Source organism: Loktanella sp. 3ANDIMAR09 (genome assembly GCF_001420005.1).
Classification (GTDB): domain Bacteria; phylum Pseudomonadota; class Alphaproteobacteria; order Rhodobacterales; family Rhodobacteraceae; genus Loktanella.
In genome coordinates this window covers 48632-75571 of record NZ_LJAK01000012.1, presented here as the reverse complement: position 1 = coordinate 75571, position 26940 = coordinate 48632, and the positions used below count along the sequence as shown (strand labels likewise).

General features: G+C 62.4%; 30 protein-coding genes. 11 read left to right on the top strand and 19 right to left on the bottom strand.

The features are described 5' to 3' along the window. Positions 1-55 precede the first annotated feature (55 nt). Positions 56-1255 (top strand): AAA family ATPase, encoded by a 1200-nt coding sequence (locus AN189_RS15365; RefSeq protein WP_056037848.1) that lies wholly within the window; start codon positions 56-58, stop codon positions 1253-1255. Then, entirely contained in the window at positions 1252-2202 is a 951-nt protein-coding gene (locus tag AN189_RS15360) for a ParB/RepB/Spo0J family partition protein (RefSeq protein ID WP_056037775.1), read from the top strand. Before AN189_RS15365 ends, AN189_RS15360 begins: the two co-directional genes overlap by 4 nt. 90 nt (positions 2203-2292) lie before the next feature. On the opposite strand, the gene AN189_RS15355 is transcribed toward AN189_RS15360, so the two are convergent. The 15 genes from AN189_RS15355 to AN189_RS15285 all read right to left on the bottom strand — a co-directional run bounded on the left by AN189_RS15355 (position 2293) and on the right by AN189_RS15285 (position 14226). Beyond that, positions 2293-2655 carry a Na+/H+ antiporter subunit G gene (locus AN189_RS15355; RefSeq protein ID WP_056037771.1) on the bottom strand — a complete coding sequence of 121 codons (363 nt, stop codon included), beginning with the start codon at positions 2653-2655 and terminating at the stop codon, positions 2293-2295. After that, positions 2652-2921, bottom strand: a complete 270-nt coding sequence (locus AN189_RS15350; protein ID WP_056037768.1) for a K+/H+ antiporter subunit F — start codon at positions 2919-2921, stop codon at positions 2652-2654. The genes AN189_RS15355 and AN189_RS15350 overlap by 4 nt, the downstream gene beginning before the upstream one ends. Beyond that, a complete protein-coding gene (locus tag AN189_RS15345) occupies positions 2918-3424 on the bottom strand; it encodes a Na+/H+ antiporter subunit E (protein WP_056037765.1) in 507 nt (168 codons plus the stop codon). The genes AN189_RS15350 and AN189_RS15345 overlap by 4 nt, the downstream gene beginning before the upstream one ends. 1 nt (position 3425) lies before the next feature. Beyond that, the gene (locus AN189_RS15340; protein ID WP_056037762.1) at positions 3426-5042 is read right to left on the bottom strand and encodes a monovalent cation/H+ antiporter subunit D; all 1617 of its coding nucleotides are present in this window, start codon (positions 5040-5042) and stop codon (positions 3426-3428) included. After that, entirely contained in the window at positions 5039-5416 is a 378-nt protein-coding gene (locus AN189_RS15335) for a Na+/H+ antiporter subunit C (protein WP_056037759.1), read from the bottom strand. The genes AN189_RS15340 and AN189_RS15335 overlap by 4 nt, the downstream gene beginning before the upstream one ends. A 2-nt stretch (positions 5417-5418) precedes the next feature. Next, complete coding sequence (locus tag AN189_RS15330) at positions 5419-8301, bottom strand: monovalent cation/H+ antiporter subunit A (RefSeq protein ID WP_056037757.1); 2883 nt, start codon at positions 8299-8301, stop codon at positions 5419-5421. Positions 8302-8530: 229 nt separating this feature from the next. Then, positions 8531-9142, bottom strand: a complete 612-nt coding sequence (gene ureG / locus AN189_RS15325; protein ID WP_056037753.1) for an urease accessory protein UreG — start codon at positions 9140-9142, stop codon at positions 8531-8533. Beyond that, positions 9139-9789 carry an urease accessory protein UreF gene (locus AN189_RS15320; RefSeq protein ID WP_253279648.1) on the bottom strand — a complete coding sequence of 217 codons (651 nt, stop codon included), beginning with the start codon at positions 9787-9789 and terminating at the stop codon, positions 9139-9141. Before AN189_RS15320 ends, ureG begins: the two co-directional genes overlap by 4 nt. Then, positions 9767-10231, bottom strand: coding sequence for an urease accessory protein UreE (locus AN189_RS15315; protein WP_157057517.1), 465 nt, complete (start codon positions 10229-10231; stop codon positions 9767-9769). Before AN189_RS15315 ends, AN189_RS15320 begins: the two co-directional genes overlap by 23 nt. A gap of 19 nt (positions 10232-10250) precedes the next feature. After that, entirely contained in the window at positions 10251-10466 is a 216-nt protein-coding gene (locus AN189_RS15310; RefSeq protein WP_056037746.1) for a DUF1127 domain-containing protein, read from the bottom strand. A gap of 132 nt (positions 10467-10598) precedes the next feature. After that, positions 10599-10838, bottom strand: coding sequence for a hypothetical protein (locus AN189_RS15305; RefSeq protein ID WP_253279647.1), 240 nt, complete (start codon positions 10836-10838; stop codon positions 10599-10601). A 126-nt stretch (positions 10839-10964) separates the two neighbouring features. Next, complete coding sequence (gene ureC / locus AN189_RS15300) at positions 10965-12704, bottom strand: urease subunit alpha (protein ID WP_056037742.1); 1740 nt, start codon at positions 12702-12704, stop codon at positions 10965-10967. Position 12705: 1 nt separating this feature from the next. Then, positions 12706-13011: an urease subunit beta gene (locus AN189_RS15295; protein WP_056037739.1), complete on the bottom strand. Its 306-nt coding sequence runs from the start codon at positions 13009-13011 to the stop codon at positions 12706-12708. Positions 13012-13050: 39 nt separating this feature from the next. Next, positions 13051-13353 (bottom strand): urease subunit gamma, encoded by a 303-nt coding sequence (locus tag AN189_RS15290; protein WP_056037736.1) that lies wholly within the window; start codon positions 13351-13353, stop codon positions 13051-13053. Next, positions 13354-14226, bottom strand: a complete 873-nt coding sequence (locus AN189_RS15285) for an urease accessory protein UreD (RefSeq protein ID WP_083484446.1) — start codon at positions 14224-14226, stop codon at positions 13354-13356. A 195-nt stretch (positions 14227-14421) separates the two neighbouring features. On the opposite strand from AN189_RS15285, the gene AN189_RS15280 reads away from it, so the two are divergent. Next, complete coding sequence (locus AN189_RS15280) at positions 14422-14874, top strand: MarR family winged helix-turn-helix transcriptional regulator (protein WP_253279646.1); 453 nt, start codon at positions 14422-14424, stop codon at positions 14872-14874. Next, positions 14871-16616, top strand: a complete 1746-nt coding sequence (locus tag AN189_RS15275; RefSeq protein ID WP_056037730.1) for a feruloyl-CoA synthase — start codon at positions 14871-14873, stop codon at positions 16614-16616. The genes AN189_RS15280 and AN189_RS15275 overlap by 4 nt, the downstream gene beginning before the upstream one ends. Positions 16617-16851: 235 nt before the next feature. Here the strand turns inward: AN189_RS15275 and AN189_RS19220 are convergent, their stop codons facing one another. After that, positions 16852-17478: a hypothetical protein gene (locus tag AN189_RS19220; protein WP_157057516.1), complete on the bottom strand. Its 627-nt coding sequence runs from the start codon at positions 17476-17478 to the stop codon at positions 16852-16854. Between the two features lie 358 nt (positions 17479-17836). After that, entirely contained in the window at positions 17837-18607 is a 771-nt protein-coding gene (locus tag AN189_RS15270) for a crotonase/enoyl-CoA hydratase family protein (RefSeq protein ID WP_056037726.1), read from the bottom strand. A gap of 100 nt (positions 18608-18707) precedes the next feature. Here AN189_RS15270 and AN189_RS15265 point away from each other — a divergent pair, with 100 nt between their 5' ends. The 7 genes from AN189_RS15265 (at position 18708) to AN189_RS15235 (ending at position 23925) form a co-directional block, all read left to right on the top strand. Then, on the top strand, positions 18708-19598 hold the full coding sequence (locus tag AN189_RS15265; RefSeq protein ID WP_056037723.1) for an amidohydrolase family protein: 891 nt from the start codon (positions 18708-18710) through the stop codon (positions 19596-19598). Further along, entirely contained in the window at positions 19591-20769 is a 1179-nt protein-coding gene (locus AN189_RS15260) for a cytochrome P450 (RefSeq protein WP_056037719.1), read from the top strand. Before AN189_RS15265 ends, AN189_RS15260 begins: the two co-directional genes overlap by 8 nt. 5 nt (positions 20770-20774) lie before the next feature. Further along, the gene (pcaC, locus tag AN189_RS15255; RefSeq protein ID WP_056037716.1) at positions 20775-21152 is read left to right on the top strand and encodes a 4-carboxymuconolactone decarboxylase; all 378 of its coding nucleotides are present in this window, start codon (positions 20775-20777) and stop codon (positions 21150-21152) included. Further along, positions 21149-21874, top strand: a complete 726-nt coding sequence (gene pcaH / locus AN189_RS15250; RefSeq protein WP_056037714.1) for a protocatechuate 3,4-dioxygenase subunit beta — start codon at positions 21149-21151, stop codon at positions 21872-21874. Before pcaC ends, pcaH begins: the two co-directional genes overlap by 4 nt. Then, the gene (gene pcaG / locus AN189_RS15245) at positions 21874-22485 is read left to right on the top strand and encodes a protocatechuate 3,4-dioxygenase subunit alpha (RefSeq protein WP_056037711.1); all 612 of its coding nucleotides are present in this window, start codon (positions 21874-21876) and stop codon (positions 22483-22485) included. The genes pcaH and pcaG overlap by 1 nt, the downstream gene beginning before the upstream one ends. Before the next feature lie 9 nt (positions 22486-22494). Next, positions 22495-23328 (top strand): 3-keto-5-aminohexanoate cleavage protein, encoded by an 834-nt coding sequence (locus AN189_RS15240; RefSeq protein ID WP_056037707.1) that lies wholly within the window; start codon positions 22495-22497, stop codon positions 23326-23328. Positions 23329-23406: 78 nt separating this feature from the next. Beyond that, positions 23407-23925, top strand: coding sequence for a CoxG family protein (locus tag AN189_RS15235; protein WP_056037703.1), 519 nt, complete (start codon positions 23407-23409; stop codon positions 23923-23925). 42 nt (positions 23926-23967) lie between these two features. On the opposite strand, the gene AN189_RS15230 is transcribed toward AN189_RS15235, so the two are convergent. Both AN189_RS15230 and mdoH read right to left on the bottom strand, forming a co-directional pair. Then, positions 23968-25206: an OpgC family protein gene (locus AN189_RS15230; RefSeq protein ID WP_056037700.1), complete on the bottom strand. Its 1239-nt coding sequence runs from the start codon at positions 25204-25206 to the stop codon at positions 23968-23970. After that, on the bottom strand, positions 25181-26923 hold the full coding sequence (mdoH, locus tag AN189_RS15225) for a glucans biosynthesis glucosyltransferase MdoH (RefSeq protein WP_301281462.1): 1743 nt from the start codon (positions 26921-26923) through the stop codon (positions 25181-25183). The genes AN189_RS15230 and mdoH overlap by 26 nt, the downstream gene beginning before the upstream one ends. Positions 26924-26940: the final 17 nt, after the last annotated feature.

Below are 26940 nucleotides of genomic sequence, written 5' to 3'. Positions count from 1 at the left end.
TGTCTGCAAAGGCCGCACAGGGCATTCTGTTGCAAAACAATATGGCGGACAGGTCATGGAAGAGCAGAGCTACCCCATCGAGTTGGCAGAGATTGACGCCCTTGCATCACGTGCGGGGCGTGTCATCGAAAAATTGCGGGCACGGGTGTTTTCACCGGGCACGGCCAAGACGCTGGATGTGCGTTATAACGTGCGCACCGCCGCCGAAATGTGTGGCCGCACCGAAAAGGCGATCCGCGACGCCGAGGATGATGGTCGGCTACCCACACCTGACAAGGACCCCGATACCAACCGGCGCACAGGCTATTCACTGGCCGACGTGAACCGCATGCGCGAGGTGTTCGGGACATTGCCGCACCGTGCGCCTGACGATCCTGCGATGGTGCTGGCGATCCAGAACTTCAAGGGTGGCGTCGGCAAATCAACGGTCGTGGCGCATCTGGCGCAATACCTGGCACAAAAGGGCTACCGTGTCTGCGTCGTCGATTGTGACAGCCAGGCGTCGACCACCAGTGTGTTCGGGCTGAACCCCGATGTGGACGTCGACGAAGAAGAGGACACGCTTTATCCGTTCTTTCGCCACGGTGGCCCGTCGACGCTGCACTACGCGTTGCGTGCGACCTATTGGCCGGGCATCGCGTTGATCCCCGCGAACCTGGGGCTGTATGACGCGGAATACGAATTTGCGGCGCGGATGGTGCGCGAACAGGATTTCGTCCTTGATAGACTACGCACGGGGTTAGAGACGATTTCTGACCAGTTCGACGTGATCCTGCTGGACCCGCCGCCGGCGCTTGGGATGATCTCGCTCTCGGTTCTGAGGGCCGCGAATGCGATCGTCGTGCCGGCACCGCCCAACAACATCGACTTTGGCTCGACCGCGCATTTTCTGAAAATGATGAGCAGCACGCTGGGCGAGCTTGCGCAACATGGCGGCACGCGGGGGTATGATTTTGTTAAGATCCTCGCCACCAAGATGAACGACCAGAAAAGCGCGCACCAGGCGATCAAGCGGATGATGGACGCGGTGTTCCCGCAAGACATGCTGAACGCCGTGTTGAAGGACAGTGCCGAAATCGACAACGCCGCCGCCAACCTGATGACGGTTTACGAGTTGACGGGGGCTGCGACACGGTCGGAAACACACAAGCGCTGCCGCGTCTATCTGGACGCCGTGGGCCGCGAGATCGAAACCGAAATCCGCAAGACATGGCCCAGTCACACCGCGCGCCTGCGCAAGGAGGGGATCCTATGAGCAAGAAGCACGACGCCATCTTTGACGACATCCTGAATGATCTGGGTGCAGATGAAACGCCGGAACCGCGCGGGTCTGCCCGGTTTCTGAAACGGTCCAACGCGATGGCCGATCAGGTCGGCGGGCAGCGTCAGGAAAAGGTGTTGCGGCTGGTTGATCCGGCGACCTGCGTGATGTGGAAAGGGCATAACCGTGCCTATGACCTGCTGACTGCCGAAAACTGTGCTGACCTGATCGAAGGGTTGCGGGCCCAGGGCCAGCAGGAATTCCCCGCGATCGTGCGCAAGCTGGACGGCTCGGGCGCAGAATACGAGGTGATCTGCGGCGCAAGGCGGCATTTCGCGGTGTCATGGCTGCGGGCGAACAATTACCCCCAGTTCCGCTATTTGATCGAAGAGCGCGACCTGACCGACGAAGAGGCGTTTCGCCTTGCCGATATCGAAAACCGCGACCGCGAGGATATCAGCGACTATGAACGCGCGCAGGACTACGCCCGCGCGGTAGAGACCTATTACGGTGGCCAGCAAAAGGTCATGGCCGATCGTTTGCAGGTGTCGCCCGCGTTCCTGTCGCGGTTTCTGCAACTGGCAAAGCTGGACCCGCGGATTGTCGCGGCCTTTCCGTCGATCCGCGAAGTGCGCGAATTGCACGCGCGCCAGCTGCGCGCCGTGATGGTCAAGGAAGATGCGGCAGAACGTGTGCTGGAAGAGGCGGATCGCATCGCAGGGCAGGGGCTGACGGCAGCCGAGGTGATGACCCGGCTCAAGGCGGCAGGCAAGGCACCACGCAAGCGCCGCGCCAACGACAACGTCTATACGCATCCGCTGGGAAATGTGGCGGTGCACCGGCAAGGCACGACGACGGCGCTGAAATTTTCCAGCACCCTGCCGGATGCGGCGATCCGGGCGGCGGTCGAATCCTTCCTCAAGGATCGTGCAAAGGGCTGATTGCCAATTGGCAATCGCCTGTATTCTGTTTTGAAATCAGATGGATACCTGATTTTTGGGTGCGCAATTTCGCGCACCCAAAATGTAAGATCAGGATTCGGTATTCTTGGCGTCTGTCGCCCAGATCTTGTCCTGCGGCGGTGGCGGCACGTCGGTATGTTTGCGGCGGCCATGCAGATGCGTCTTTGAGATGAAATTTCCGGTGATCGGGGCAGTCACAAAGAGGAAGGCCATGATCAGCACCTCGTTCAGCGACCCGTCGCCATAGGCAAAGGCATAGAGCATCGACGCCACCAACAGAGACCCGATGCCAAGGGTCGACGCCTTGGTCGGGGCGTGCAGGCGCGACATGCAATTATCAAGCTTCAGCAGGCCAAAGGAGCCCACCAGAATGAACAGGGCGCCAATGGCGAGCGATGCGACGATCAGGATGTCGAGGATGGTTGCGATCATTCGATGATGTCCCCCCGCAGCACAAAGCGGCAAAGCGCGACTGATGACACAAAGCCCAGCATGGCGATGATCAGTGCGCTTTCGTAATAGACGGCGGTGCCCCAGTGGATGCCCAGCAGAACGATCATGGCGATGGCGTTGATGACCATCGTGTCAAGCGCCAGGATACGGTCACCGACCATGGGTCCACGCACAAGGCGGACCATGGCGAGGATCTGGGCAAGGCCGACCACGGCCATGGCGATGATAACGGCTGTTCCAATCATTCCTCAAATATCCTTTTCAGGCGGGATTCGTAGCGGGCCTTGATTTCGTCACGCACGGCGTCCGGATCGGCGGCGTCCAGCGCATGCACCAGCAGGGCGGTGCCATCGGCCGACAGGTCCGCGCTGACGGTGCCGGGGGTCAGGGTGATGGTGCCGGCCAGCATGGTGATGGCCTCTGGCGTGCGCAGATCCAGCGGGATCACGATCCACTTGGGCTGCATGGCGGCGTTCGATTTGAACAGCACGATGCGGGCGACCTCGATGTTGGCGACGACCACATCCCACATCACCAGTGCCAGGTAGTTCACCAGCCGCCAGGGTTTTGGCAGGGGGGGACGGTTCGGCCAATAGGCCGCCGTCGTGATCGGGATGATAAAGCCCAGGATCAGGCCCATCACCACGGTGCCCAGCGTGATGGTGTTTTGCAGCAGACACCAGACAACGACCAGGATCAGCGTCAGGATCGGGTGCGGAAAGATCCGGTAAAACAGGCGCAGGGGCATATCAGTAACCTTCCTCGGCCGTGGCGGCATCGCCGCCGGTGTCATCGCCGTAATCGCCGCTGTCGATCACCTTGCCCTCGGTTGTCAGCACAACCTCGATATAGGGTGCGGGGTTGAACAGCTGCGCTGCGGTCGCATCCATGGTCCGCATCACGGGACCGGCGAACAGGGTCAGTGCCACCAGCATTGTCAGCATGCCACCGATGGCCACGACAGGCAGCACCGGCGGGGTCTGTTCGGGGGTGTTTGATCCCTCGGCCGCGCTGTCAGGGCCGGTGGTTTCAGTTGCGACCTGATGCGATTTCCAGAAAACCTGACTGCCCGCACGACCAAAGCCCACGACCGCTATCAGCGATCCGATCAGGATGGCGGCCCAGATCCATGCCTCGAGCGGGTGATCGAGGGCTGCGGTCATGACCAGCAGTTTCCCGATGAACCCTGACAGGGGAGGCAGGCCGGTCATGGCGATGGCCGCGACAAAGAACATGCCGGCGACCAGCGCCCCGCCCGCGATGGGGGCCGCGTCGCGCAGGTGGACGCCCACGTCGCCGCGCCGGTCGCGCATCACGTCCACCAGCAAGAACAGCGCAGCGGCGGCAAATGTCGAATGCACCGCATAGTACAGCGCTGCGGCGATGCCTTGGGGTGTGAATACCGATACCGCCGCCAGCAACAGGCCCATGGAGCCGATGACCGAAAAGGCCACCAGACGATCAACGCGGTTCGATCCCAGCACGCCGATCATGCCCATCATCAGCGTCAGCAGCGCGGCAGGCATCATCCAGGTGTCGAACAGCCCTTGCGTCAGCGACAGGTCGGTCGGAAACACCAGCGTATAGACGCGGATGATGCAATAGGCACCGACCTTGGTCATGATTGCGAACAGGGCCGCAACGGGGGCGGGGGCCTCGGCATAGCTGGCAGGCAACCAGAAGTGCAGCGGGAGAAGGGCCGCCTTGATCGCGAAAACCAGCAGCAGCAGGACGGCGGCGACCCGGATGCCGGCGGTATCGGCCGGATCAAGTGCTGCAACACGCACGGCAAGGTCGGCCATGTTCAGCGTGCCGGTCTGCGCATAAAGCGTGCCGAGCGCAAAGAGAAACAGCGTCGATCCCAGCAGGTTGAACAGCACGTATTGCGTGCCCGCGCGCAGCCTGTCGGCCCCGCCCCCGTGGATCATCAGACCGTAGCTGGCGATCAGCAGGATTTCAAAGAACACGAACAGGTTGAACATGTCGCCTGTCAGAAACGCGCCCATGATTCCCATGATCTGGAACTGGAACAGCGGATGGAAATGCCGCCCCCGTTCATCCCAACCCGACCCAATGGCATAAAGCAGGACCAGCGGCGCCAGAATCGCGGTGATCAGCACCATCAGCGTCGACAGCCGATCTGCGACCAGCACGATCCCGAACGGGGCCTGCCAGTTGCCCAGCTGATAGATGTCGATGGTGCCGTCGGATGCGCGCCAGAACAGCCCGATGGCCAGCGCCAGCGTCAGGACCGATCCGGCCAGCGAAAAGGTGCGTTGCAGGACCCGGTGATAGCGCGTGACCATCACCAGGATTGCCGCCAGCATGCCCGGCAGCAGAATGGGCAGGATCAACCAATGGGTCATGATTGTGCCCCCCCGCGCGGTTGGTCATCGGCTGCGTCTGGTCCGGCACCTGCGGTGGGGGTGTCCACCATGTCGTCGTCATTGGCGAGCCATGACCCCAGCGCCACGATCACCACAACGGCGGTCATGCCGAATGAAATCACGATGGCGGTCAGCACCAGTGCCTGCGGCAGCGGGTCGGAATAGATGTCCACCCCGTCGGTCAGCACGGCCGGTGCGTTGGGCAACAGGCGGCCCGATCCGAACAGGAACACGTTCACGGCATAGGTCAGCAGTGAAATCCCGATAATCACCGGAAAGGTCCGCAGCCGCAGCACCATGTAGATCCCCGATGCCGTGAGCATGCCCACGGCGGTTGCGACAAGAAGTTCCATGTTCAGCCCTCCTGCTGCGCTGTGTTGCGAAGGCTGCCCAGGGGCGGCACCTCTCGGGAGGGATCGATGTCCATCGCGTGTTCGTTGGTTTCATCCCCCTGGCGCCGTGCAAGGCGCGAGTAGGATTCAAGGCTGAGCATCACCGCACCGACCACGGCGAGGAACACGCCAAGATCAAAGGCCATCGCCGTCGCCAGTTCGAATTCGTTCATCGGCGGAATGCGGAAATAACCGAACGCAGAGCTGAGGAACGGCGCGCCTGCAAACCAGCTGCCGATCCCCGTCAGACCTGCCACCAGCACGCCCGCGCCGATGATCCCGTGATAGGGATAGCGCTGGCGCCGTTCGGCCCAGGCAAAACCCGACGCCATATACTGCATCACAACCGCGATCGCGACGACAAGGCCGGAAATGAACCCGCCGCCCGGTTCGTTATGGCCGCGCAAGAAGATGTAGAAACCCACCATCAGCACCACGGGCATCATCACGCGGGTCAGCACGACCATCATCAGCGGATGCGCGTCGCCTGCCTGTTCCTCTTCGTAGCCGCGGTTCAGCAGACGCGCGCGGACCGACGACGACAGCAGCGATTCCGTCAGCGCATAGATGACAAGCGCCGCAATCCCCAGCACGATGATTTCGCCAAAGGTATCGAACCCACGGAAATCCACGAGGATGACGTTGACCACGTTGTCGCCGCCGCCGCCCTTGTAGGAATTGGCCAGGAAATATTCGCTGATCGAGGCTGTCGGGAAATCCGACATCAGGATGGAATACATCAGCATGGTGGTCGCCACACCGCCCAGCACCGCGATCACGCCGTCACGGGTCCGGCGGGCCGGGCTGGATTCGACCGGTGTGCTGTTGGGCAGGAAGTTCAGCGCCAGCAGCAGCAGGATGATTGTCACTACCTCGACCGAAATCTGTGTCAGTGCGAGGTCGGGGGCGGAGAAATAGTTGAACCCGACGGACACGATCAGACCCACAATCCCCATCAGGATCAGCGTGGCCAGACGGTTGCGATGCACCAGCACCATGAACACGGTCGCGGCGACCAGCATTGCCCACCCGGCAAAGGCCGGTGGCGTGATCGGCAGCATCTCGCGGCCCTGGGCCAGTGATTTGCCGGTGATCCATGCAAAGGCACCGACCGCTGTCGTCGTCACGATCATGATCGCGGCGTAGCGGGTGAAACTGCCGTTGTGCAGACCTTCGGCAAAGCGGTTGGCGGCGGTGCCGCACCCGTTCACCAGCGCCTCGAATATCGTCTTGGCCTCGGGGCGGGGGGTGTTGTCCCACGCCTTGATCAGCGGTTTGTAGGCCAGCAGCATCAGGATGCCGCCGATCACGGCGATCACCGACATCAGCAGCGGCAGGTTGAACCCGTGCCACAGCGCCAGATATTTGTCCGGAACCAGTGACGCGTCACCCAGCACCGCTGCGGTCACGGTCTTCACAAAAGGTTCGGCAAGGAAGGGTGCCACACCCAGCACGACCACGGGGATCGTCAGCAGGGCAGGGGACAGCCACAGCCCCACACCGGGATCATGCGGCGTGGCGGGGTAATCGTCACGCTTGGGCCCAAAGAAGGTGTGACCGAGGAACCGGAACGAATAGGCCGCAGAGAACAGCGCACCCACAGTCGCCACGATCGTCACCAGCCAAGGCGAGCCATAAAGGGTGGTGACGGTCGCCTCTTCGAGCATCATTTCCTTGGAAATAAAGCCGTTGAGCAGGGGGATACCGGCCATCGACAGTGATGCGAGCGTGGCGATCATGAAGGTGATCGGCATCAGGTGCCGCAACCCACCCAGCCGGGTCATGTCGCGGGTGTGGGCCTCGTGATCGACGATGCCGGCGGTCATGAACAGCGCCGCCTTGAACGTGGCGTGGTTCAGGATGTGGAACACGGCGGCCATGACACCGAACGGCGTGCCGGTGCCCAAAAGGAACGTGATCAGACCCAGATGCGAGATGGTCGAAAACGCCAGCAGCGCCTTGAGGTCATGTTTGAAGAACGCGATGAAGGCCGCGATCACCATGGTCAAAAGGCCCGCGGTGCAGACGATATAGGTCCAGGCCTCGGTCCCGGCCAGAACGGGCCAGAGGCGCGCCATCAGGAACAAGCCTGCCTTAACCATGGTGGCAGAGTGCAGATAGGCCGACACGGGCGTGGGCGCGGCCATCGCATGCGGCAACCAGTAGTGGAACGGGAACTGTGCGGATTTCGTGAAACAGCCCAGCAGGATCAGCAGCAGCGCCGGGATATACAGCGGGGATGCCTGCACCATCTCGCGGTTTTGCAGCAGCGTTGTCAGGTCATAGCTGCCGCCAGCCTGTCCCAGCAGGATCATGCCACCGATCAGGGCCAGACCGCCCATGCCCGTCGTGGTCAGCGCCATGCGCGCACCCTGACGGCCCGCGGGCAGATGTTTCCAGAACCCGATCAGCAGGAAGGACGACAGCGACGTGAGTTCCCAAAAGACCACCAGCATCAGGATGTTGTCGGACAGCACGATGCCGACCATCGCGCCCTGAAACAGCAGCAGGTAGCTGTAGAATTCGCCCATGTTGTCCTGACGCGACAGGTAGTAGCGCGCATAGACGATCACCAGCAGGCCGATGATCAGGATCAACCCGGCAAAGAAGAAGCCCAGCGGATCAAGGAACAGATTGACGTTCAGCCCCAGCGACGGAATCCAGTTCAGCTGCGCCTGAATGACCTCTCCGCCCAGAACGGCGGGGGCATGGACCAGCAGGCCGACGGTGGTCAGGCCGGTGACAAGGAACGTCGCCATGAAACAGGCCTGGCGGCCCGCGTGGATCATCAGACCCGGCAACAAGGCGCCCAAAAAGGGCAAAAGAGCGATCAGGAATAGGGACACGGGTCTGGGATCACCTCTGGCTAGCGCGGTCGGGGTGGCGGACGCCTACACCAGTGCGTTGTGATTGACGAGGAAAACCGGACAGGATGGGCGCGCGCCGTGGCGCACACCAAAGATCGAGCGGGGTCACGATAGGGGCCTCACTGCCTGCAATATCCTTTGTCACGTTTCCTTGATGCCATTTAAGTCGCCTTTGCCGCAGTCCAAGACCCCGGCATGTCGGTTTTCGTCACAAACCGCCAAAATTCCGGATCTGGGCGATCACCGCGTCCACACCGTCACCGGATTTCAGGGATGCGAACACAAAGGGGCGGTCGCCCCTTGCGGTGGCGGCATCGGCCCGCATCCGGTCGAGGTTGGCGCCGACATAGGGTGCTAGGTCTGTCTTGTTCACCACCAGCACGTCGGACCGGGTCAGGGCGGGTCCGCCCTTGCGGGGGATGTCCTCTCCGGCGGCGGTGTCGATGACATAGATGGTGATGTCGGCCAGTTCGGGACTGAATGTGGCGGACAGGTTGTCGCCGCCGCTTTCGATCAGGACGATCTGCAGGTCGGGATGGCGTTTGTTCATCCGGTCGATGGCGGCCAGGTTGATGCTGGCGTCCTCGCGGATCGCGGTGTGCGGGCAACCGCCGGTTTCCACACCCATGACGCGGTCGGCGGGCAGGATCTGCATCCGCATCAAGGCCTCTGCGTCCTCTTGAGTGTAAATGTCGTTGGTGATGACCGCGATGGAAAATTCGGATTTCAGCCGTTCGGCCAGTCGCGCGGTCAGTGTGGTTTTGCCTGCGCCGACGGGGCCGCCGATGCCGATGCGCAGCGGGCCATTGAGTTTGGTCATGATTGAAACAGCCTGACAGTTTGGGTTTCGTGTTGCATCGCCATGATGTCGGACATCAGCGCGGTGGACTGAATGTCGTCGATGGTCGCGCCGCGCGTATCGCTGGCGACCGCGACGCAGACCGGGTGAAGTGCCGCATTGATCGCCTGCGCGCGGGTCTGTCCCAGTGGCAACAGACGCTGCGCGCCGGCAACGAGGTTCCCGGCAAAGGATGACAGAAACAGCGGCACGACAGTGTCGATGTCCATGCCGATCTGGCGGGCGGCATGGCCCACCGCAGGGGCCAGCGTCACGTCGGCCATGTCGATGCCCCAAACCTGACGCGCGAGGTTGCAGAACGCGGCCCCCTGGCGGTCAGCCTCTGCCAGCCGTTCGCGGGCGGGCGCATAGGCGCGGCAGTGCGCGTCCAGCGTGTTCAGATTGTCGGTGTCCGCCGCTAGCCGCAGCCAGATTGCATCGCTGCGCCCTGTGCCGTGGCGCAGGATGTCCGTCAGCCAGTCGGTCAGGCTGTCTGCGTCGTGGATCAGGCCCGCCGCAACCGCCGCCTCGATCCCGTGGGAATAGGAAAAACTGCCCAGCGGGAACGCAGGCGACAGCCATTGCATCAGGGTCAGCAACCGCGCGTCAGTCATGGGCGGTGTGGCCATGTGCGTGGGCATGGGTGCGCCCGTGCCCATAGGCACCGCCCTCGGGCGTGAATGGCACACAATCGGGCGTCACCTTGGCCCCGATGGTGTCCAGCATGTGACGGATCACGTCATCGGCCTTGATCAGCAGATGGTCGCCCGCGATCTGGCAGGGGGTGTGCCGGTTGCCGATATGCCAGGCAATCCGTGCCAGGTTCGGCCCCGTGATCCGCAACACATCCTCGGCCGCGGCCTGCACGCGAATGCGCGGACCGTCATTCAGCACCAGTGCGTCGCCCGCATTCAGCGATGTGGTGTGTGGCAGATCCACGAGGAACCGCACCCCGGTGTCGGTGGTCAACACGCGGCGGCGCAGGAACCGCGATTCGTAGTCCAGCGTCACGGTATCCACAGCGGACCCGCCGAACGGTTCGACGTGCTGGGCGGTCGGCATATCGGTCATGCTGCCACCGCCGTCAGGTTTACTTGGGAAACATATCGCCGAAAACGTGGTTCGGAATCTCGGCGCGGGTCAGGCCCTGTTGTGCCAGTTCCGCATCGGTCATCGCGTTCAGTGCGATCAATCGCGTGGTGCGTTCCTGCCGGATCCTTCCCGCGTTGAACCCCTGACCCAATGTGGCGAAATAGTCGTCCACCTGCGTCTGCAGGTCGGTCGGTAATGTCGTGTCGAGTGGCATGATAAACCTCTTGGTGCATGTGGTGGGGCAACGGCCCCATACACCAGAGGTGGCCTTGACCACGGGGATGCGTCAGGGGGGCAGCTGCAAGTCCGTCATGCGCTGTGCGGGACTGCCCCCCGAACCTGATCGTCAGTAAACGTTCATCAGGTCGGCAAAGACGTGGCGCGCGATGTCCTGACGACGCAGTCCCATTTCGGCCAGTTCCGCATCGGTTTTCGCGTTCAACCGTTCCATTTGATCGATGCGCGACTTGCGGTGGGCATATGCCTCCATGCCCCGCGACAACCCGCGACCGAATGCGGCCAGGTTCTCGCGCAGCGTTGCAAAAACCCCGTAAAGATCGTGATGTGCTGTGTTCTGATAAGCCATTGGAAACCCTTTGCTCGTGTTCATTTGGTTTCCTCCCTTGCCATTGAAGGTAGGCGGGCTTGGTCTGCATAACTACAGCCGTCTTTGCAATGCCGCACTGCAGCAGGTGGGATGCTGAACCTGTCATCAGAACATGAAATACCGTTGCGCCATCGGCAGAACCTCTGCCGGCTGACAGGTCAACAACTCGCCGTCGGCACGGACCTCGTAGGTTTCGGGATCGACCTCGACGGTGGGCGTGGCGTCGTTCAGTTTCAGATCGCGTTTGCCGATGTTGCGGGTGTTTTCCACCGCCAGCGTCTGTTTCGCCAGGCCAAGGCGGTCGCGGATGCCGTCGTCCTGTGCGGCACCAGATACAAAAGTCACGGCGGAATGTTCGACGCTACGCCCGTAGGCCCCCCACATGGGCCGCGAATAGACCGGCTGCGGTGTGGGGATGGACGCATTGGGATCACCCATCTGTGCCATGACGATGGTGCCGCCCATCAGGACCATTTCCGGCTTTACCCCGAAAAACGCGGGATTCCACAACACCAGATCGGCGCGCTTGCCTTGCTCGATGCTGCCGATATGGGCGCTGATGCCGTGGGCAATGGCAGGGTTGATCGTGTATTTCGCGATATAGCGGCGCACGCGGACATTGTCGTTGTCGCCCGTTTCCTCTGGCAGGCGGCCGCGCTGCTTGCGCATCTTGTCGGCGGTTTGCCAGGTGCGGATCAGGACCTCGCCCACGCGGCCCATCGCCTGGCTGTCGCTCGCGATGATCGAAAATGCGCCCATGTCGTGCAGGATATCCTCGGCCGCGATGGTTTCGCGCCGGATGCGGCTTTCGGCGAATGCGATATCTTCGGGGATGGATTTGTCCAGATGATGGCAGACCATCAGCATGTCCAGATGTTCCTCGACCGTGTTCACGGTAAAGGGCCGCGTCGGGTTGGTGGAGGACGGCAGGACGTTCTGTTCGCCACAGATCTTGATGATGTCCGGCGCATGGCCGCCCCCCGCACCCTCGGTGTGAAAGGCGTGGATCGTGCGGCCCTTGATGGCATTCAGCGTGTGTTCGACGAACCCGGATTCGTTCAGCGTATCGGTGTGGATCATGACCTGCACGTCCATCGCGTCGGCGACGCTCAGGCAGCAGTCGATGGCGGCGGGGGTCGTGCCCCAGTCCTCGTGCAGTTTCAGCGCGCAGGCCCCGCCCAGCACCTGTTCCTCGAGCGCGGCGGGCAGGCTGGCGTTGCCCTTGCCCGCAAAGGCGAGGTTCATCGCAAAGGCATCCGCCGATTGCAGCATCCGCGCCATGTGCCAGGGTCCCGGCGTGCAGGTCGTGGCCAGCGAGCCATGCGCGGGCCCGGTGCCGCCGCCCAGCATGGTCGTCACGCCTGAATGCAGCGCATCGTCGATCTGTTGCGGGCAGATGAAATGGATGTGGCTGTCAAACCCGCCGGCGGTCAGGATGCGCCCCTCACCGGCGATGATCTCTGTCCCCGGCCCGATGATGATATCGACGCCGGGCTGGGTGTCGGGATTGCCTGCCTTGCCGATCTTGTTGATGCGGCCGTCGCGCAGGCCCACGTCGGCCTTGTAGATGCCGGTCCAATCCACGATCAGCGCGTTGGTGATGACCGTATCGACGGCCCCGGCAGCGCGGGTGGCCTGTGACTGGCCCATGCCGTCGCGGATGACCTTGCCGCCGCCGAACTTGACCTCTTCACCATAGTGCAGCGCGTTGCCGCCGTCGCCGCGTGTGGCGGTCAGGTCGCGTTCGACCTCGATGATCAGGTCGGTGTCGGCCAGCCGCACCCGGTCGCCCACGGTGGGGCCATACATCGCGGCATAGGACGCGCGAGAGATACGGGTTGCCATGTCAGAGCTCCCCCATGACGGTCTGGTTGAATCCGTAAACGACGCGGCCACCGGCAAAGGGGATCAGGTTCACCTCGCGCCGCTGGCCGGGTTCGAACCGCACGGCGGTGCCTGCGGCAATATCCAGCCGACAGCCACGCGCCGCAGCGCGGTCAAAATCCAGCGCCGGATTGGTTTCGGCAAAATGATAATGGCTGCCGACCTGCACGGGTCGGTCGCCGGTATTGGCCACCATCAGCGTCACGGCCTCGCGGTCGGCATTCAGGGTGATCTCACCCCCTGCCGTCAGTATCTCACCGGGGATCATCGCGGGTCTCCTGCATCATCTTGCCAAAAATACTCAAATTCAACGGATCGGATCATGGACCGTCACCAGTTTTGTGCCGTCGGGAAAGGTCGCCTCGACCTGCACGTCGTGGATCATCTCGGGCACGCCTTCCATGCATTGATCGCGGGTGACGACCTCGGCACCGGCTTGCATCATTTCCGACACCGACCGGCCGTCGCGGGCACCCTCGACCACGGTGTCGGTGATCAGCGCGATGGCCTCGGGATGGTTGAGCTTTACACCGCGCGCGAGGCGTTTGCGCGCGACCTCGGCGGCCATGGCGATCAGCAGTTTGTCCTTTTCGCGGGGCGTCAGGTTCATTCACAATCTCCAGCTTGGGGGCAGGTCGGTCCCGGCCAACAGGGTCAGGGCACGCGTCAGCGTGCGGCGCAGGTCAAAGCTGTCGGCGGCCAGCAGGCGGGCGCAGATCACGCCGTCGCGCGGGCTGCTGGCGGCACCGCCACTGCCGATGGCCCTGCGCAGGGCGTCCAGCCTGTTGCCTGCGTCGGGGGCCGCATAGATCAGCGTGGCCATGGCACCGGCGCCACCTGCGGTGGCTGCGCGGGCCAGTTGCGCCTGCGCGTCGCCGCTGATGTGGATCGCATCCGATACCAAGGGTGCGCCGTCGCGGGTGACATGGATGCGGTCGGTGTAGGTAATGTCGCGCAGCGCCTCGCCCGACAGTGTCCGGCCAAAGACGACCGGTTCCACCAACAGGGCGGTGGCGGTCGGGGCAACCTCGCAGTGCAGGCTGCGGTTCAGGCCGGAGGCGTCGAACAGGATCGTGTCCTGCGGCAGCCACATCACCGTGCTGCGGTCCTGCGCGGTGATGGTGTTCACCACGCGGGCGCTGCCCTGCGCTGCCTTGTAGATCCGTTCCGCGGCCTGCGTGGTCAGGGCCAGGTGCGCGCCGGGGCGGGCGTCCAGCGTGACCCCCAGATCATCGCCGCCGGTCAATCCGCCAGAGGTATTCAGCAGCACGGCCGTCAGCGGGGCGCGTCCCGTGGGAAACAGCAGTTTGAGACAGCCAGAGGTGCGCAACCGCGCGATGCCGGTGCCGTCATCGCGCGCCTGCACGCACAGGTCGACCCGGCCATGGGACCGGACGGCAGGCACGGGTGTCGCGGGCGACAGGCTGGGGGACAGGATGGTGATGGCGGGCTCCCTTGATCTGCGAAACCTTGGTGACTGCATCCGGGATAAGTCAACCGACCCCGCGCCGCGGGCTGTGGCGGGGTCGTCGTGATTTCACGTGCTGCCTGTTTCTTGGGCAGAGGGCCGCGTTTTCGGACAGTTCTTGCAGACCGGTCTGCGGTTTTCGTGGACAGAAGGTTGTTGGAACCTGTAACTGTTATGGAACTAAACAATTCGATCCCCGAAAGGCGCGTCATGTCAGACCCCGAGACAGACCCGGAAATCCTGCTGCGTGATTTCCTCGGGTATCATCTGAAACGGGCCTATGTGACCGTGCATGCCGATTTTCGGGACATCATGGGTGATGCGGGCCTGTCGACGCGGGTGTTTTCCGCGCTGGCGATGGTCGTGGGTCAGCAGGGCATCACGCAAAGCGAATTGGCCCGTGCGCTGGGTGTGGAACGGTCCGGCATGGTCGCGCTGATCGACGAACTGGAAGGCGCGGATCTGATCCGCCGTGAACCCGTGCCGGGTGACAGGCGGGTGCAGGCGCTGCAACCGACAGACCGCGGGGTCGCCCGGTTCGACGAGCTTGTCGCTTTGGTACGGGCCCATGAGGCGCGGTGTTTTGCCGGGCTGGACGATACGGAAAAGGACATGCTGCTGCATCTGCTGCACAAGGTCCGCATGGGGGGTGTCACCACATGACAGACCGGTTCTGGACGCCGCATTTCGCCTATGACCGCCGCGCTGACGGCACGATCCTGATGCGGCAGACCGACCCCCTGCCCGATCATCCGCAGGTCATGGCGGCCTATCTCGATCACTGGGCGCAGACTGCCCCCGACAGGACATGGATCGCGCGGCGTGGGCCGGATGATGACTGGATCACCGTGACCTATGCGCAGGCGCTGGATGCAGCGCGCAGGCTGGGTGCGGGGTTGCTGGACCTCGGTGTGACGGCGGATAGACCGTTGTTGATCCTGTCGGAAAACAGTCTCGAACATGCGCTTTTGGGACTGGCTGCGGCCTACGTCGGCGTGCCCTTTGCACCCGTGGCGGTGCCCTATTCCTTGGTCAGTCAGGACCACGGCAAGCTGCGCGACATTGCAGCAACCTTGAACCCCGGTGCGGTTTTTGCCGATGACGCCGCGACCTTTGCCGCTGCACTGGACGCCATTTCGGCAGACGGTCGCGCGGTCATCACGTGCCGGAATGCGCGACCCGGCGACGTCAGCTATGACGATCTGATGACCTGTGACCCCGCCCCGGCGGACGCCGCGCGGGCAGGGGTGACGGCGGACACGGTGCTGAAATACCTGTTCACGTCCGGGTCCACCGGCACGCCAAAAGCGGTAATCAACACCAACGGCATGGTCTGCGCCAGTCAGGCGATGGTGCGTGACTGCTATCGCTATATCTCGGATGATCCGCCCGTCACGCTGGATTGGGCCCCGTGGAACCACACGGCGGCAGGCAACAAGGTGTTCTACATGATCCTGACCAACGGCGGCACCTATTACATCGACGATGGCCGTCCCGCGCCGGGCAAGATCGACGCCACCCTGCGCAACCTGTCAGAGATATCCTGCACCTGGTATTTCAACGTTCCCGTCGGCTACGATCAGCTGGTCGCCGCGCTGGAACAGGACGACGCATTGGCGCAGCGGTTTTTCGCGAAACTCGGCATGTTGTTCTATGCGGGTGCCGGGATGGCGCAGCAGACCTGGGACCGGTTGTCGGCGGTGGGCCTGCGGATCACGGGGCAACGGGTGTTGCTGGCGACGGGTCTGGGGGCCACGGAAACCGCACCATTTACGCTGGCCTGCACCGACATTCAGGACCAATCCGGCAACGTGGGCGTGCCCGCGCGCGGCGTCACGCTGAAACTGGTGCCCGTCGGTGACAAGCTGGAGGCCCGGATCAAAGGGCCGAACGTGACGCCGGGCTATCTGGGCGATCCCGTTCGCACGGCAGAGGCATTCGACGACGAAGGGTTCTACCCTCTGGGCGATGCGCTGCGGCCTGCGGACCCCGATGATCTGTCCAAGGGCTTCTATTTCGACGGGCGGCTGGCCGAGAATTTCAAGCTGACGACCGGCACATGGGTGGCCGTCGGCGCGGTGCGCGCGCGGCTGGTCGATGCCATGGGCGGGCTGATCCGCGACGCGGTCATCGTGGGCGAGGATCAGGCAGAACTGGGCGCGCTGCTGTGGCTGACACCCGGCGCGGACATGGACGCAGTGCGGACGGCACTGGCGCAGGCGGCAAGGTCTGCCACAGGGTCGGCCAGCCGCGTGAAACGCGCGATTCCGCTGGATCGTGACCCTTCACTGGATGCAGGTGAAATCACCGAAAAAGGATCGCTGAACCAGCGGCAGTTACGGGCGAACAAGGCAGAGCTGATTGCCACCCTTTATGCTGGGGGTGAGGGCGCGATGATCGTCTAAATCGAATATTTAGGGGGAAGGCGCTGGTGGCCGGAGTGCGGACTTTGTTGACGTTCACCGCAAGCTTAACAGCACAACACGACCGTATCGATATCAACTGAAGCGGTTTTAAGCCAAAATTCGCCGCGCATGATATGAGTGGCAAAGATGCTCTGCCGTATCCAGCTTATCTGTAAGTATTGACGAAGCGATACGCCGACGAGTTTTTGTGTATAAAAGGAAACAGCGTTATCCGCTATATTTCATATGAAGAGATCCTCGACTTGAAGTCTTCAATTTTTTCATTTAGCGCGCTGAGGTGTTCATTCAGATTTTCGTCATAATGTGATAACAATATTGGGTTATATTTTGATCCAGTAATAGATGCCGCTACTTCGTCAAATGACCTTCTAAAGTGATCGGATCCTACAATATCTGCAAATTGCTTTTGCCTTAGAGAGAAGGATGCATAAAGCCTCTCCCCAACTTGCTTTATAAGGGGGGCGGGAATGAAATTTCTTGACCCATCATATTGTAAAAAAAGTAGCCGATCCATAGGAAGGCCGTTGAAAAATAATGTGACGTAGTAAGATGTTGCACTTTTGTCAGGGCGATATAGCGCGTTCATCCAAGGCTCAAAATAATCGTTTCTGTGAACTGGATCAGAATAACCAACTTCAATTGTGAATCCTGAATAAATTTTATGGCGATATGTTTCGTTTCCGTCGGTTTGAGAGGGAACGTGCATCCATCGCTTTGGATTTTTGAGGGCCAAACTTTGGATAACTCCTGGGGCAAAAAACGTGATGAACGTAAGTCCGACGCCCGCAAAGCTGAGAACTATTCCTGTGAATGTGATTAAGGCGTTTAATGCTTCTGACACTATTTAATCCTCTCTGGCTGAGCTTTGATAAGTTTATCCCTCAGCCGCAATGCTCACATCATCTTATAGTTTTGAGGGCAAAGAAGCGATGGATCATATTTGTTTTTCGTAGCTAACCCTACTGCACGATTCTAATGTCAGTTCAAGGGCGCACCGATTGAGTTCATTTTCATATATAGCAGAAAAATATCCCTTCGTCCCGGAGGGCTACCCCAGACTGCTCGGTAGTTATGGGCTCAAACCCTCCGTTCGTCGCAGAATGCACCGAACTCCGTATTGCGGTCCATCCGCTGCAAGGCACCCAAAGGTCTGCCATGTCGCAAGCGTTGAAACGTTCGCAGATCGTGATCGGTGCCGCCTAGCCGCGAAACTTCGGCGCACGTTTTTCCAGGAACGCGGCCAGTCCCTCGCGGGCGGCGTCGGTGGTCTGGGCCATGGCGGCAGAGAGGCTCTCGGTGAACAGGCCGTCGCTGCGGGACATATCCTCGATCCGCGACAGCGCCTGGATCATCAAATAGTTTGAAAACGGCGCGTTATCCGCGATTTTCCGGGCAAGGTCGCGGGCCATGGGCAGCGCCTCGCCCTCGGCCACGGCATAGTGGCACAGGCCCAGCCGCAGGCCGTCCTCGGCCCCGTAGCTGCGCCCGGTCAGCATCATCTCCCGCATCCGGTCCGCGCCGAGGATGCGACCAACGCGCACGGTGGCCCCGCCACCGACAAAGATGCCGCGCCGTCCCTCTGGCAGTTGAAACCGCACGCTGGGTTCCGCGATGCGCACATGGGTGGCGGTGGCGATTTCCAGCCCGCCGCCGATCACGGCACCGGTCAGGGCGCTGACCACGGGCAGGCCGCCGAATTCGATGGCATCCGCGACCCGGTGCCAGTTGCGCGAATGGCGCATCGTGTCCTCTGGACTGCGCTGTTTGTGTTCGGACAGGTCGAGGCCGGAACAGAAATGGCCACCCTCGCCATGCAGGATCGCCACGCGCACGCCCTCTGGCGGGTTGGAAAAGAAGGCATCAAGGTCCGCCACCAGCGCGTCGTTCATCGCATTACGCTTGTCAGGGCGCGCAAATGTCAGCGTGGCGATATAGCCGTCGATCGACAGGCGGGTGACAGGATCGGTCATGATAGGCCCTCTGATTTAGGTGAAAGTGTTATATAAGATAACTGTTAACATACAAAACAATTATGCTATCATGATGCCAGCCAGATCGGGGAGGGTCGTCATGGTCGATTTCAGCGCAGTCCGCGCCATTGATTTCCACACGCACGCAGAGGAACCCTGCTGCGCCCCGCGCGACGATGGATACACCGAATTTCAGGCCGGCATGGCCGCCTATTTCAAAAACCCCGCCGGTGTCGACGGCATGCTGCCGACCGTGCAGGACACCGCCGCCTACTACCGCGCACGCAATATCGCTGCCGTGATTTTCCCCGTGGATGCAGAGCGTGAGACCGGTTTCAGGCGCTATTCCAACGAAGAGGTCGCGACCATCTGCGCCGAAAATGACGACATCCTGATCCCCTTTGCGTCGGTCGATCCGCACAAGGGCCGCGCTGGCGCGCGCGAGGTGCGGCGGCTGGTGCGTGATTTCGGTGTGCGCGGGTTCAAGTTTCATCCCACGATGCAGGGGTTTTTCCCCAACGACCGAGAGGCCTGCTATGCCGTGCTGGAGGCCTGCGCAGAGGAAGGCGTGATCACGCTGTTTCACACCGGCCAGACCGGCGTTGGGTCGGGGATGCGCGGCGGCATGGGGATGCGGCTGAAATATTCCAACCCGATGCATCTGGACGATGTGGCCGTCGATTTCCCGGACATGAAAATCGTGCTGGCGCACCCCAGTTTTCCATGGACCGAAGAAGGGCTGGCCGTGGCCCAGCACAAACCGAACGTCTATTACGACATGTCCGGCTGGTCGCCAAAGTATTTCCCCGAGATATTCGTAAAATACGCCAATTCGATCCTCAAGAAAAAGATGCTGTTCGGGTCCGATTGGCCTGCGATCACGCCCGACCGCTGGCTGGCGGATTTCGAGGCAGCCCCGTTCAAGGACGAGGTGCGCCCGCTGATTCTGAAGGAAAATGCCCTGCGCCTGCTGGGAGTTTCCGATGCCTGACCTTGCCCCGCTGGATGAGGCGATCACGCTGGACCAATTAGACCGCGATCCGTTCCCGATCTACCGCCGCCTGCGGGCCGAGGCCCCGGTGCTGCGCGTCAAGTCGGTGGGGCGGACCCTACTGACCAAGGCCGCCGATACCAAATACGTCAAGGACAACCCCGATCTGTTCAGTTCCGACGATCCCAATACGCCGATGAAACGCGCGTTCCAGGCGCATACGCTGATGCGCAAGGACGGGGCCGACCATCTGCGCGAACGCACGGCCATGGCGCCTGCGTTCAACCCCAAGGTCATCATGGGCGAATGGATGCCGCAATATAACCAGATCGCGCAGGACTACGTCGCCCGACTGCCGCGTGGCGAGGTTGTCGATCTGTTCAATGTGCTGTCCGGTGCCTTTGCCGCGCGGGGCCTCGCGATCTTGCTGGGGATGCCAGAGGCATCGGACGAGGACATGATGGAATGGTCGCAGGCCCTGATCGAGGGGGCGGGCAATTTCGGCTGGCGCGATGCGCCGTTCGAACGGTCCGACCGCGCGAATGCGGGCATCAACGCCGTGCTGGACGCCGCCCGCGCCCGTCACCTGGCGGACCCCAATCCATCGGCCTATTCCGTGATGCTGAATGCGGATGATCCGATCCCCGACAGCCAGATCTATGCCAACATCAAGATTGCCATCGGCGGCGGCATCAACGAACCGCGCGATGCGCTGAACACGACCCTGTACGGTTTGCTGACCAACCCCGACCAATGCGCGCAGGTCGTCGCAAACGGTGACTGGGACCGCGCGTTCGAGGAAGGCGTGCGTTGGGTTGCACCGATCTCGGCCTCGTCCCGGCTGGTGACAGAGGACACGGAAATTCGCGGTCACCTGATCCCCAAGGGCGATACGGTGATGACGATTCAGGCCAGCGCTAACCGCGACGAAGATGTGCTGGAAAACGGCGAGGTGTTCGACGTCTACCGCGACAAGGCCCCGCACCAGTCGTTCGGCAATGGACCACACTTTTGCCAGGGCACCCATGTCGCCCGCCGCGCGGTGGGGCAGGTGATGCTGCCGATCCTGTTCGACCGTTTCCCGAATATGTCGATCCCCGACACCGACGCCGTGATCTGGCGCGGTTTTGGTTTTCGCGGACCAATCCAGATTCCCGTCCTGTTGGAGTAGCGCAGATGACCGACCGATATGATGCAGGCATGGCGACCCGCCGCGCGGTGCTGGGCGATGCCCATGTGGACCGGGCCGAGGCGGCCAAGACGCCCTTTGACGCGCCGTTCCAGCGGATGATCACCGAAGGTGCCTGGGGCACCGTCTGGGCGGATGACACGATCACCCGACGAGAGAGGTCGATGCTGACGCTGGCGTTGCTGGCCGCGACCGGCAATTTCGAGGAAATCCCGATGCATGTGCGCGCTACCGCCAGCACGGGGGCCAGCCCCGACGACATCATGCAGGCGTTTTTGCACGTGGGCGTTTATGCCGGCGTGCCCAAGGCGAACCACGCGATCAAACTGGCGAAACAGACACTACAGGAAATGGGGGTTCTATGACGCAGAAAGGGTATTTCGCGCGTGACACGCAGTGGCATCCCCCCGCGCTGACGCCGGGCTATAAAACGAGCGTCGCACGCAGTCCGACCCGCGCCAAACTGTCGTTTCCGACGTCGCTGTCAGAGGAAACCGGCCCGGTGTTTGGCCACAACATCCTCGGCCCCCTGGACAATGACCTGATCCACAACTTTGCCGCCGCCGATCAAAGCGCGATTGGCCCGCGCATCGTCGTTTACGGCCGCGTGCTGGACGAGACCGGCCGCCCCGTGCCCGGTGCGCTGGTCGAGGTCTGGCAGGCCAACGCCGGTGGGCGGTATCGGCACAAGAAGGAATCCTACCTTGCCCCGCTTGACCCGAACTTTGGCGGCTGCGGGCGGGTGATCACGGACGAGAACGGCTGCTATGAATTCCGCACGATCCAGCCGGGGCCGTATCCCTGGCCCAACGGCCCGAATGACTGGCGGCCCGCGCATATCCATTTCAGCGTGTTTGGTCAGGGCTTTGCCCAACGGCTGATCACCCAGATGTATTTCGAGGGTGATCCGATGATCTGGATGTGTCCCATCGTCGGCACGATCGACGATCCCAAGGCGGTGGAATCGCTGGTTGCCGCACTCGACATGTCGCGCACGATTCCTATGGACGCGCGCGCCTACAAATTCGACATCGTGCTGCGCGGGCGGCGCCAGACGTTCTTTGAAAACCGTGCGGAGGGACTGTGATGGTGCAATCGTTGAACCTGCTCAAGGAAAGCCCGTCGCAGACAGCCGGACCTTATGTCCACATCGGCTGCACACCGAATTTTTCCGGCATCGACATCTACGGCGGCGACCTGGGGACGACCATGAAAACCGGTCCCGTGCAGGGGACGGAAATCACGGTGCGCGGGGCCGTGTTCGACGGCACCGGCACGCCACTGCGCGACGCAATGGTGGAAATCTGGCAGGCGGATGCAAACGGCATCTACCCCGGCAATGACCCGCGCGGTGCGGCTGATCCGCATTTCACCGGCTGGGGCCGGTCGCCGGGCGATATGGAAACAGGCGAATTTACGTTCCAGACGGTCAAACCGGGACAGGTCCCATGGCGCAATGGCCAGTTGCAGGCACCGCATATCACCTTTTGGATCGTCGCACGCGGTATCAATCTGGGTCTGCAAACACGGATGTATTTCGCTGACGAGGTGGCGGCCAATGCCGACGACCCGATCCTGAGCCGGATCGAACATCAAAACCGCGTGCCGACCTTGCTGGCGCAGCCCGACGGTGCGGGTGGCTACCGGTTCGACATTCGGTTGCAAGGCGACGCCGAAACCATCTTTTTCGATATTTGAGGGACGACCATGACCACACCCTGCATCATCTGCGTGGCGATCACCGGGTCGCTGCCGCGCAAGGCGGACAACCCGGCCGTGCCGGTCACCGTCACCGAACAGGTGGAATCAACCCAGGCCGCGTTCGAGGCAGGGGCCACGATCTGCCACGCTCATGTGCGCAACGACGATGAAACCCCCAGCAGCGACCCCGACAAGTTCGCAGCGCTGAAGGAAGGTCTGGAAAAACATTGCCCCGGCATGATCATCCAGATGTCCACCGGTGGGCGGTCGGGTGCAGGCAAGACGCGCGGGGGCATGCTGCCGCTGCGCCCCGACATGGCGTCGCTGTCGGTGGGGTCGAACAATTTTCCCACGCGGGTCTATGAGAACCCGCCGGACCTCGTGGATTGGCTGGCATCCGAGATGCTGGCCCATGACGTAAAGCCCGAGATCGAGGCGTTCGACCTGAGCCATATCCTGCGCGCCAAGGCGATGTATGACGCAGGCCAGATCAAGGACCTGCCCTATGTGCAGTTCGTCATGGGGGTCAAAAACGCGATGCCCGCCGACCGCGAGGTGTTCGATTTCTACATCAAGACGGTCAAGCGCCTGTTCGGAGAGGACGCACCGTGGTGTGCCGCAGGGATCGGCGCGCAGCAGGCCGTGCTGAACGATTGGGCGATTTCCAGCGGTGGCCATGCGCGCACCGGGCTGGAGGACAACATCAGGCTGGACCGCAACACGCTTGCGCCGTCGAATGCGGCGCTGGTGGCACGCACTGTCGCGATCTGCGAAAAATACGAACGCCCCGTCGCCACATGGCAACAGGCGCGGCAGATGTTGGGATTGCGCCCCGCCTGACGATCCCGCTTTGACGGCGCGCGGGATCGCGGGCATGCTGCACCTGAGGACAGTCGCAACACCGGGAGGGGACACGCCATGGATATGAACGACAGCAAGGACATTGCAGCCCCGCCTGCCGCCGTCTGGGCCGCATTGCTGGATGCGGATGTGTTGCGCCAGTGCGTGCCGGGGTGTTCGGAAATGGCGGGCAACCCGCAGGACGGGTTCACCGCGACGGTCACGCAAAAGGTCGGTCCGGTCAAAGCGACCTTCAAGGGTGAGGTCGCATTGTCGGACATGCAGCCGCCCCACAGCCTGACAATCACCGGATCGGGCAAGGGCGGTGCGGCGGGTCATGCCTCTGGCGGGGCGGATGTGACGCTGACCGAAATCCCCGAAGGCACGCGCCTGGAATACAAGGTCAACGCAAAGGTGGGTGGCAAGCTGGCGCAATTGGGCAGCCGGATCGTGGACGGTTTCGCGCGCAAGATGGCGGACCAGTTCTTTGAGAACTTTCGCGCGGTGGTCGAAGGCGTGGACGGTGATGATGCCCCCGCCCCCGATGCCCCCGAAGAGGTCAAGAAGGGCTGGGTCAAACGCCTGATCGGCAAGTGATTTTCACCGCCGGATGATGCCCGGTGGCGCGGCTGCGGTGGTTCAGGCCGCCTTTGGCGGCTGCATTTGCTGGGCCACGGCGATCGGTTTTTGCGGTTGTTTGCGGCCAGCGAGGGCGTCGGCCAGCCGCGCTGCCGCATAGCTGATCAGCACACCAACCACCGGCAAAAGCCACGGCAGCCAGACCACATCGGCCTCGACCCGCAGCAGGATCTGGCCCGCCAGCGACAGAACCGTCCCCAGCCCGAACACCAATAGCCCGTGCCGCCCCAGCAGGCGCAGGGGATCCGCGACGGGGTGCGCGCACAACCGGGTGACGACAGGCAGGCAGGACAACACATACGCCAAGGCCAGAATGTGCAGCAAACGCGGTGCCGCCAGCATCGGTTTGTTATGAGAGGTAAAGTTGGCGGGCGCCCCCAGGTCGCGCAGCTGCGCCATCTTGTGGTTCATAAAGGCGCCAAGGTCGGGAATGTGTCGCCATGCAAAAGCAAACAGCACAAAGGCCAGCGTCACCGCGAACAAGCCGCGCGACACCGGGACCAGGCGTTTGCCTTGCCGGTGCCGGATGCCGATCAGCAGCCCGATGATAAAGATCAGCTGCCAGGTCAGCGGTCCCAGAAACCAGACGCCATTGCCGGGATAATTGGGGAGGTTCCATCCGTTCGCCCCGGCAAAGCCCCACAACAAGACCGCCGCCGTCAGCGTCCACCAGGGTTTTCGCAACCCGGCCATCAGGATGAAGGGGGCCGCGATCATCAGCACGATATAGGTGGGCAGGATGTTCACGTAGCCGATCTGATAGGTCATGATCGGCAGCCCGATCAGGGCCGCGCCGGTATTTTCGTAGATGGCAGCAAGGTTGTGCATCTCGCGGAATTCCCCGCGAAAAAACACCCCGGCCGCCCAACTGAACATCCCGATGGCCGCAAGGGTCAGCACGATCTGCACGCAATACAATGTCCAGGCCCTGCGCCACATCGGGGCCATCCCGTCCCACAGTCGCGCCTCGCCGTGCAGCCAGCGGTCAACGGCGGGGGAATAGGCGATGCCGGCGGCAACGCCCGACATCACGAAAAACGCCTCGGCTGCGTCGGAAAACCCGATATTGCGGACGGTGACGGCCTCCCACGGGTTGCCGGGCATGTGGTCGATCAGGATCATCACCAGCGCCAGACCACGAAACGCGTCGATCCGGGGATCGCGCGACACGGGGGGGGCGACAAAACCGGCAGGACGCGACGCGGGCTGGCGATCAGGCCGCGCGGACGATTGCGCCATCGGCTGTTCCTTTTGGATCGGTGCCCCGCGCCAGATTCCGGCGGTAATCCGCAACGACAGGCGGCAGGGATGTTTCTTGGGGCACGCCGAATGCGCCAACCAGCACAGGCCATGACGTCACGGTGATCAAAAATGGCGCAAAGACCATCGGCAGGGTGACCGGCAGCAGCCAGACCACCAGATCGGGGGCCGCGCGCAGCACAAAGATTGATACGGCCACGCCGAACAGCGTGATCCAGCGCCCCGCGCGCCAACCCTCGATCCAGCCCAGGCGACCTTCGCCGCGGGCGGTGGCGGGCCAGCCGCCATCGCGACCCGACAGCACCTCTGCTGCGGCGCGGGACTGATACATCAGCATCAGGGGGGCAATCAGGGCTGTCAGCAGGGTTTCGGCCAGAACCGACCCCAGCGCGCGCAGCGTGCCGCCGAACTGCTGTGCCCGGCCCGTCACAACGGATTCGGCATAAATCGCCAGCTTTGGCAGCAGCAAGAGCCCGCCGACCCCGCAGGCCAGTGCCACGATCTGGAACGTGCGATCATCGGGAAAAACCGGGAACAGCTGGTAGGCATCGGGGAAATAGTTCGGTGCCCCGGCCGTCGCTGCGGCCAACAGGGACACGATCAGAAACGCACCCCAGGCCAGCGACACGAGGTAGGACACGATCCCCTGGAAAAAGACGAACCTGCTCCACTTGCGCAGGCCGGGGGCGTTCAGCAGTCGGATATGTTGCAAATTGCCCTGACACCAGCGTCTGTCACGCCGCGCAAAGGCCAGCAGGTTTTCCGGCCCCTCTTCAAAGGAGCCGTCGATACGGGGGTCCATCTCGACCTGCCAGCCGCCGCGCACCAGCAATGCGGCCTCGACATAGTCATGGCTGAGGATGGTGCCGCCAAAGGGGGGCGGTCCGGTCAGTTCGGGCAGGCCGCAGCATTGTGCCAGCGCGCGGACGCGCGCGATGGCGTTATGGCCCCAGAACGGCCCCGCCGGGCCCTGCATCCGCGCCAGCCCGCGCGCAAAGACGGGCGAATGAAAGCTGGCTGAAAACTGCATCGCACGCCCGAACGCCGTCGCGGCACCGACGATCCGCGGCAGCGTCTGAAGCAACCCCAGACCGGGGTTTGCCTCCATCCGGGCGACCAGATGGCGGATTGCCTCGCCTTCCATCAGGCTGTCGGCGTCCAGCAGCACGACATAGGTATAGTTACCGCCAGACCTGCGGATGAAATCCTCGACGTTGCCTGCCTTGCGGCCACGGCGATCCTCGCGGACGCGGTAATAGACGGTATTCAGACCGTCTGTCGGGTCAAACAGCGATGCCAATGCGGCGCGTTCTGCTCGCAGCGCGTCGGGATCCGACGTGTCGGACAGGATGGCGAAATCCGCAGGGACGCCAGCCCGCGCCAGTGACTGTCGCATGGCCTGAACACGCGCGCAGACCTCGACCGGGTTTTCGTTGCAGATCGGCACGAGGATCGCCGTGGCCGGAAAATGGCCGCTCATCAAGGTCGTGCGCGGGGCAGGGGCCAGGGCCGGCAGCCCGATAAACGCCTGCGCCGCCCCCCAGGCCAGCCAGCCCGTGGTGATCGCGATCAACAGCACGCTTGCGCCGTCCCAGACGTCGAACCCTGTGTTCAACCCTGCCTGCGCAAGCGTTGCCGCCGCTGCGACCATGCACAGCAGCGCAAAGCTGATACCAACGATACGGCTGGTCCGCACGCTGGACGGTCTCAGGT

Bases quoted from the DNA above. Each gene is read 5' to 3' on its own strand.
- AN189_RS15365 (WP_056037848.1), top strand. From the start codon at position 56: ATGGAAGAGCAGAGCTACCCCATCGAGTTGGCAGAGATTGACGCCCTT.
- AN189_RS15360 (WP_056037775.1), top strand. From the start codon at position 1,252: ATGAGCAAGAAGCACGACGCCATCTTTGACGACATCCTGAATGATCTG.
- AN189_RS15355 (WP_056037771.1), bottom strand. From the start codon at position 2,655: ATGATCGCAACCATCCTCGACATCCTGATCGTCGCATCGCTCGCCATT.
- AN189_RS15350 (WP_056037768.1), bottom strand. From the start codon at position 2,921: ATGATTGGAACAGCCGTTATCATCGCCATGGCCGTGGTCGGCCTTGCC.
- AN189_RS15345 (WP_056037765.1), bottom strand. From the start codon at position 3,424: ATGCCCCTGCGCCTGTTTTACCGGATCTTTCCGCACCCGATCCTGACG.
- AN189_RS15340 (WP_056037762.1), bottom strand. From the start codon at position 5,042: ATGACCCATTGGTTGATCCTGCCCATTCTGCTGCCGGGCATGCTGGCG.
- AN189_RS15335 (WP_056037759.1), bottom strand. From the start codon at position 5,416: ATGGAACTTCTTGTCGCAACCGCCGTGGGCATGCTCACGGCATCGGGG.
- ureG (WP_056037753.1), bottom strand. From the start codon at position 9,142: ATGACCAAACTCAATGGCCCGCTGCGCATCGGCATCGGCGGCCCCGTC.
- AN189_RS15320 (WP_253279648.1), bottom strand. From the start codon at position 9,789: ATGGCCACACCGCCCATGACTGACGCGCGGTTGCTGACCCTGATGCAA.
- AN189_RS15315 (WP_157057517.1), bottom strand. From the start codon at position 10,231: ATGACCGATATGCCGACCGCCCAGCACGTCGAACCGTTCGGCGGGTCC.
- AN189_RS15310 (WP_056037746.1), bottom strand. From the start codon at position 10,466: ATGCCACTCGACACGACATTACCGACCGACCTGCAGACGCAGGTGGAC.
- AN189_RS15305 (WP_253279647.1), bottom strand. From the start codon at position 10,838: ATGGCTTATCAGAACACAGCACATCACGATCTTTACGGGGTTTTTGCA.
- ureC (WP_056037742.1), bottom strand. From the start codon at position 12,704: ATGGCAACCCGTATCTCTCGCGCGTCCTATGCCGCGATGTATGGCCCC.
- AN189_RS15295 (WP_056037739.1), bottom strand. From the start codon at position 13,011: ATGATCCCCGGTGAGATACTGACGGCAGGGGGTGAGATCACCCTGAAT.
- AN189_RS15290 (WP_056037736.1), bottom strand. From the start codon at position 13,353: ATGAACCTGACGCCCCGCGAAAAGGACAAACTGCTGATCGCCATGGCC.
- AN189_RS15285 (WP_083484446.1), bottom strand. From the start codon at position 14,226: ATGCAGTCACCAAGGTTTCGCAGATCAAGGGAGCCCGCCATCACCATC.
- AN189_RS15280 (WP_253279646.1), top strand. From the start codon at position 14,422: ATGTCAGACCCCGAGACAGACCCGGAAATCCTGCTGCGTGATTTCCTC.
- AN189_RS15275 (WP_056037730.1), top strand. From the start codon at position 14,871: ATGACAGACCGGTTCTGGACGCCGCATTTCGCCTATGACCGCCGCGCT.
- AN189_RS15270 (WP_056037726.1), bottom strand. From the start codon at position 18,607: ATGACCGATCCTGTCACCCGCCTGTCGATCGACGGCTATATCGCCACG.
- AN189_RS15265 (WP_056037723.1), top strand. From the start codon at position 18,708: ATGGTCGATTTCAGCGCAGTCCGCGCCATTGATTTCCACACGCACGCA.
- AN189_RS15260 (WP_056037719.1), top strand. From the start codon at position 19,591: ATGCCTGACCTTGCCCCGCTGGATGAGGCGATCACGCTGGACCAATTA.
- pcaC (WP_056037716.1), top strand. From the start codon at position 20,775: ATGACCGACCGATATGATGCAGGCATGGCGACCCGCCGCGCGGTGCTG.
- pcaH (WP_056037714.1), top strand. From the start codon at position 21,149: ATGACGCAGAAAGGGTATTTCGCGCGTGACACGCAGTGGCATCCCCCC.
- pcaG (WP_056037711.1), top strand. From the start codon at position 21,874: ATGGTGCAATCGTTGAACCTGCTCAAGGAAAGCCCGTCGCAGACAGCC.
- AN189_RS15240 (WP_056037707.1), top strand. From the start codon at position 22,495: ATGACCACACCCTGCATCATCTGCGTGGCGATCACCGGGTCGCTGCCG.
- AN189_RS15235 (WP_056037703.1), top strand. From the start codon at position 23,407: ATGGATATGAACGACAGCAAGGACATTGCAGCCCCGCCTGCCGCCGTC.
- AN189_RS15230 (WP_056037700.1), bottom strand. From the start codon at position 25,206: ATGGCGCAATCGTCCGCGCGGCCTGATCGCCAGCCCGCGTCGCGTCCT.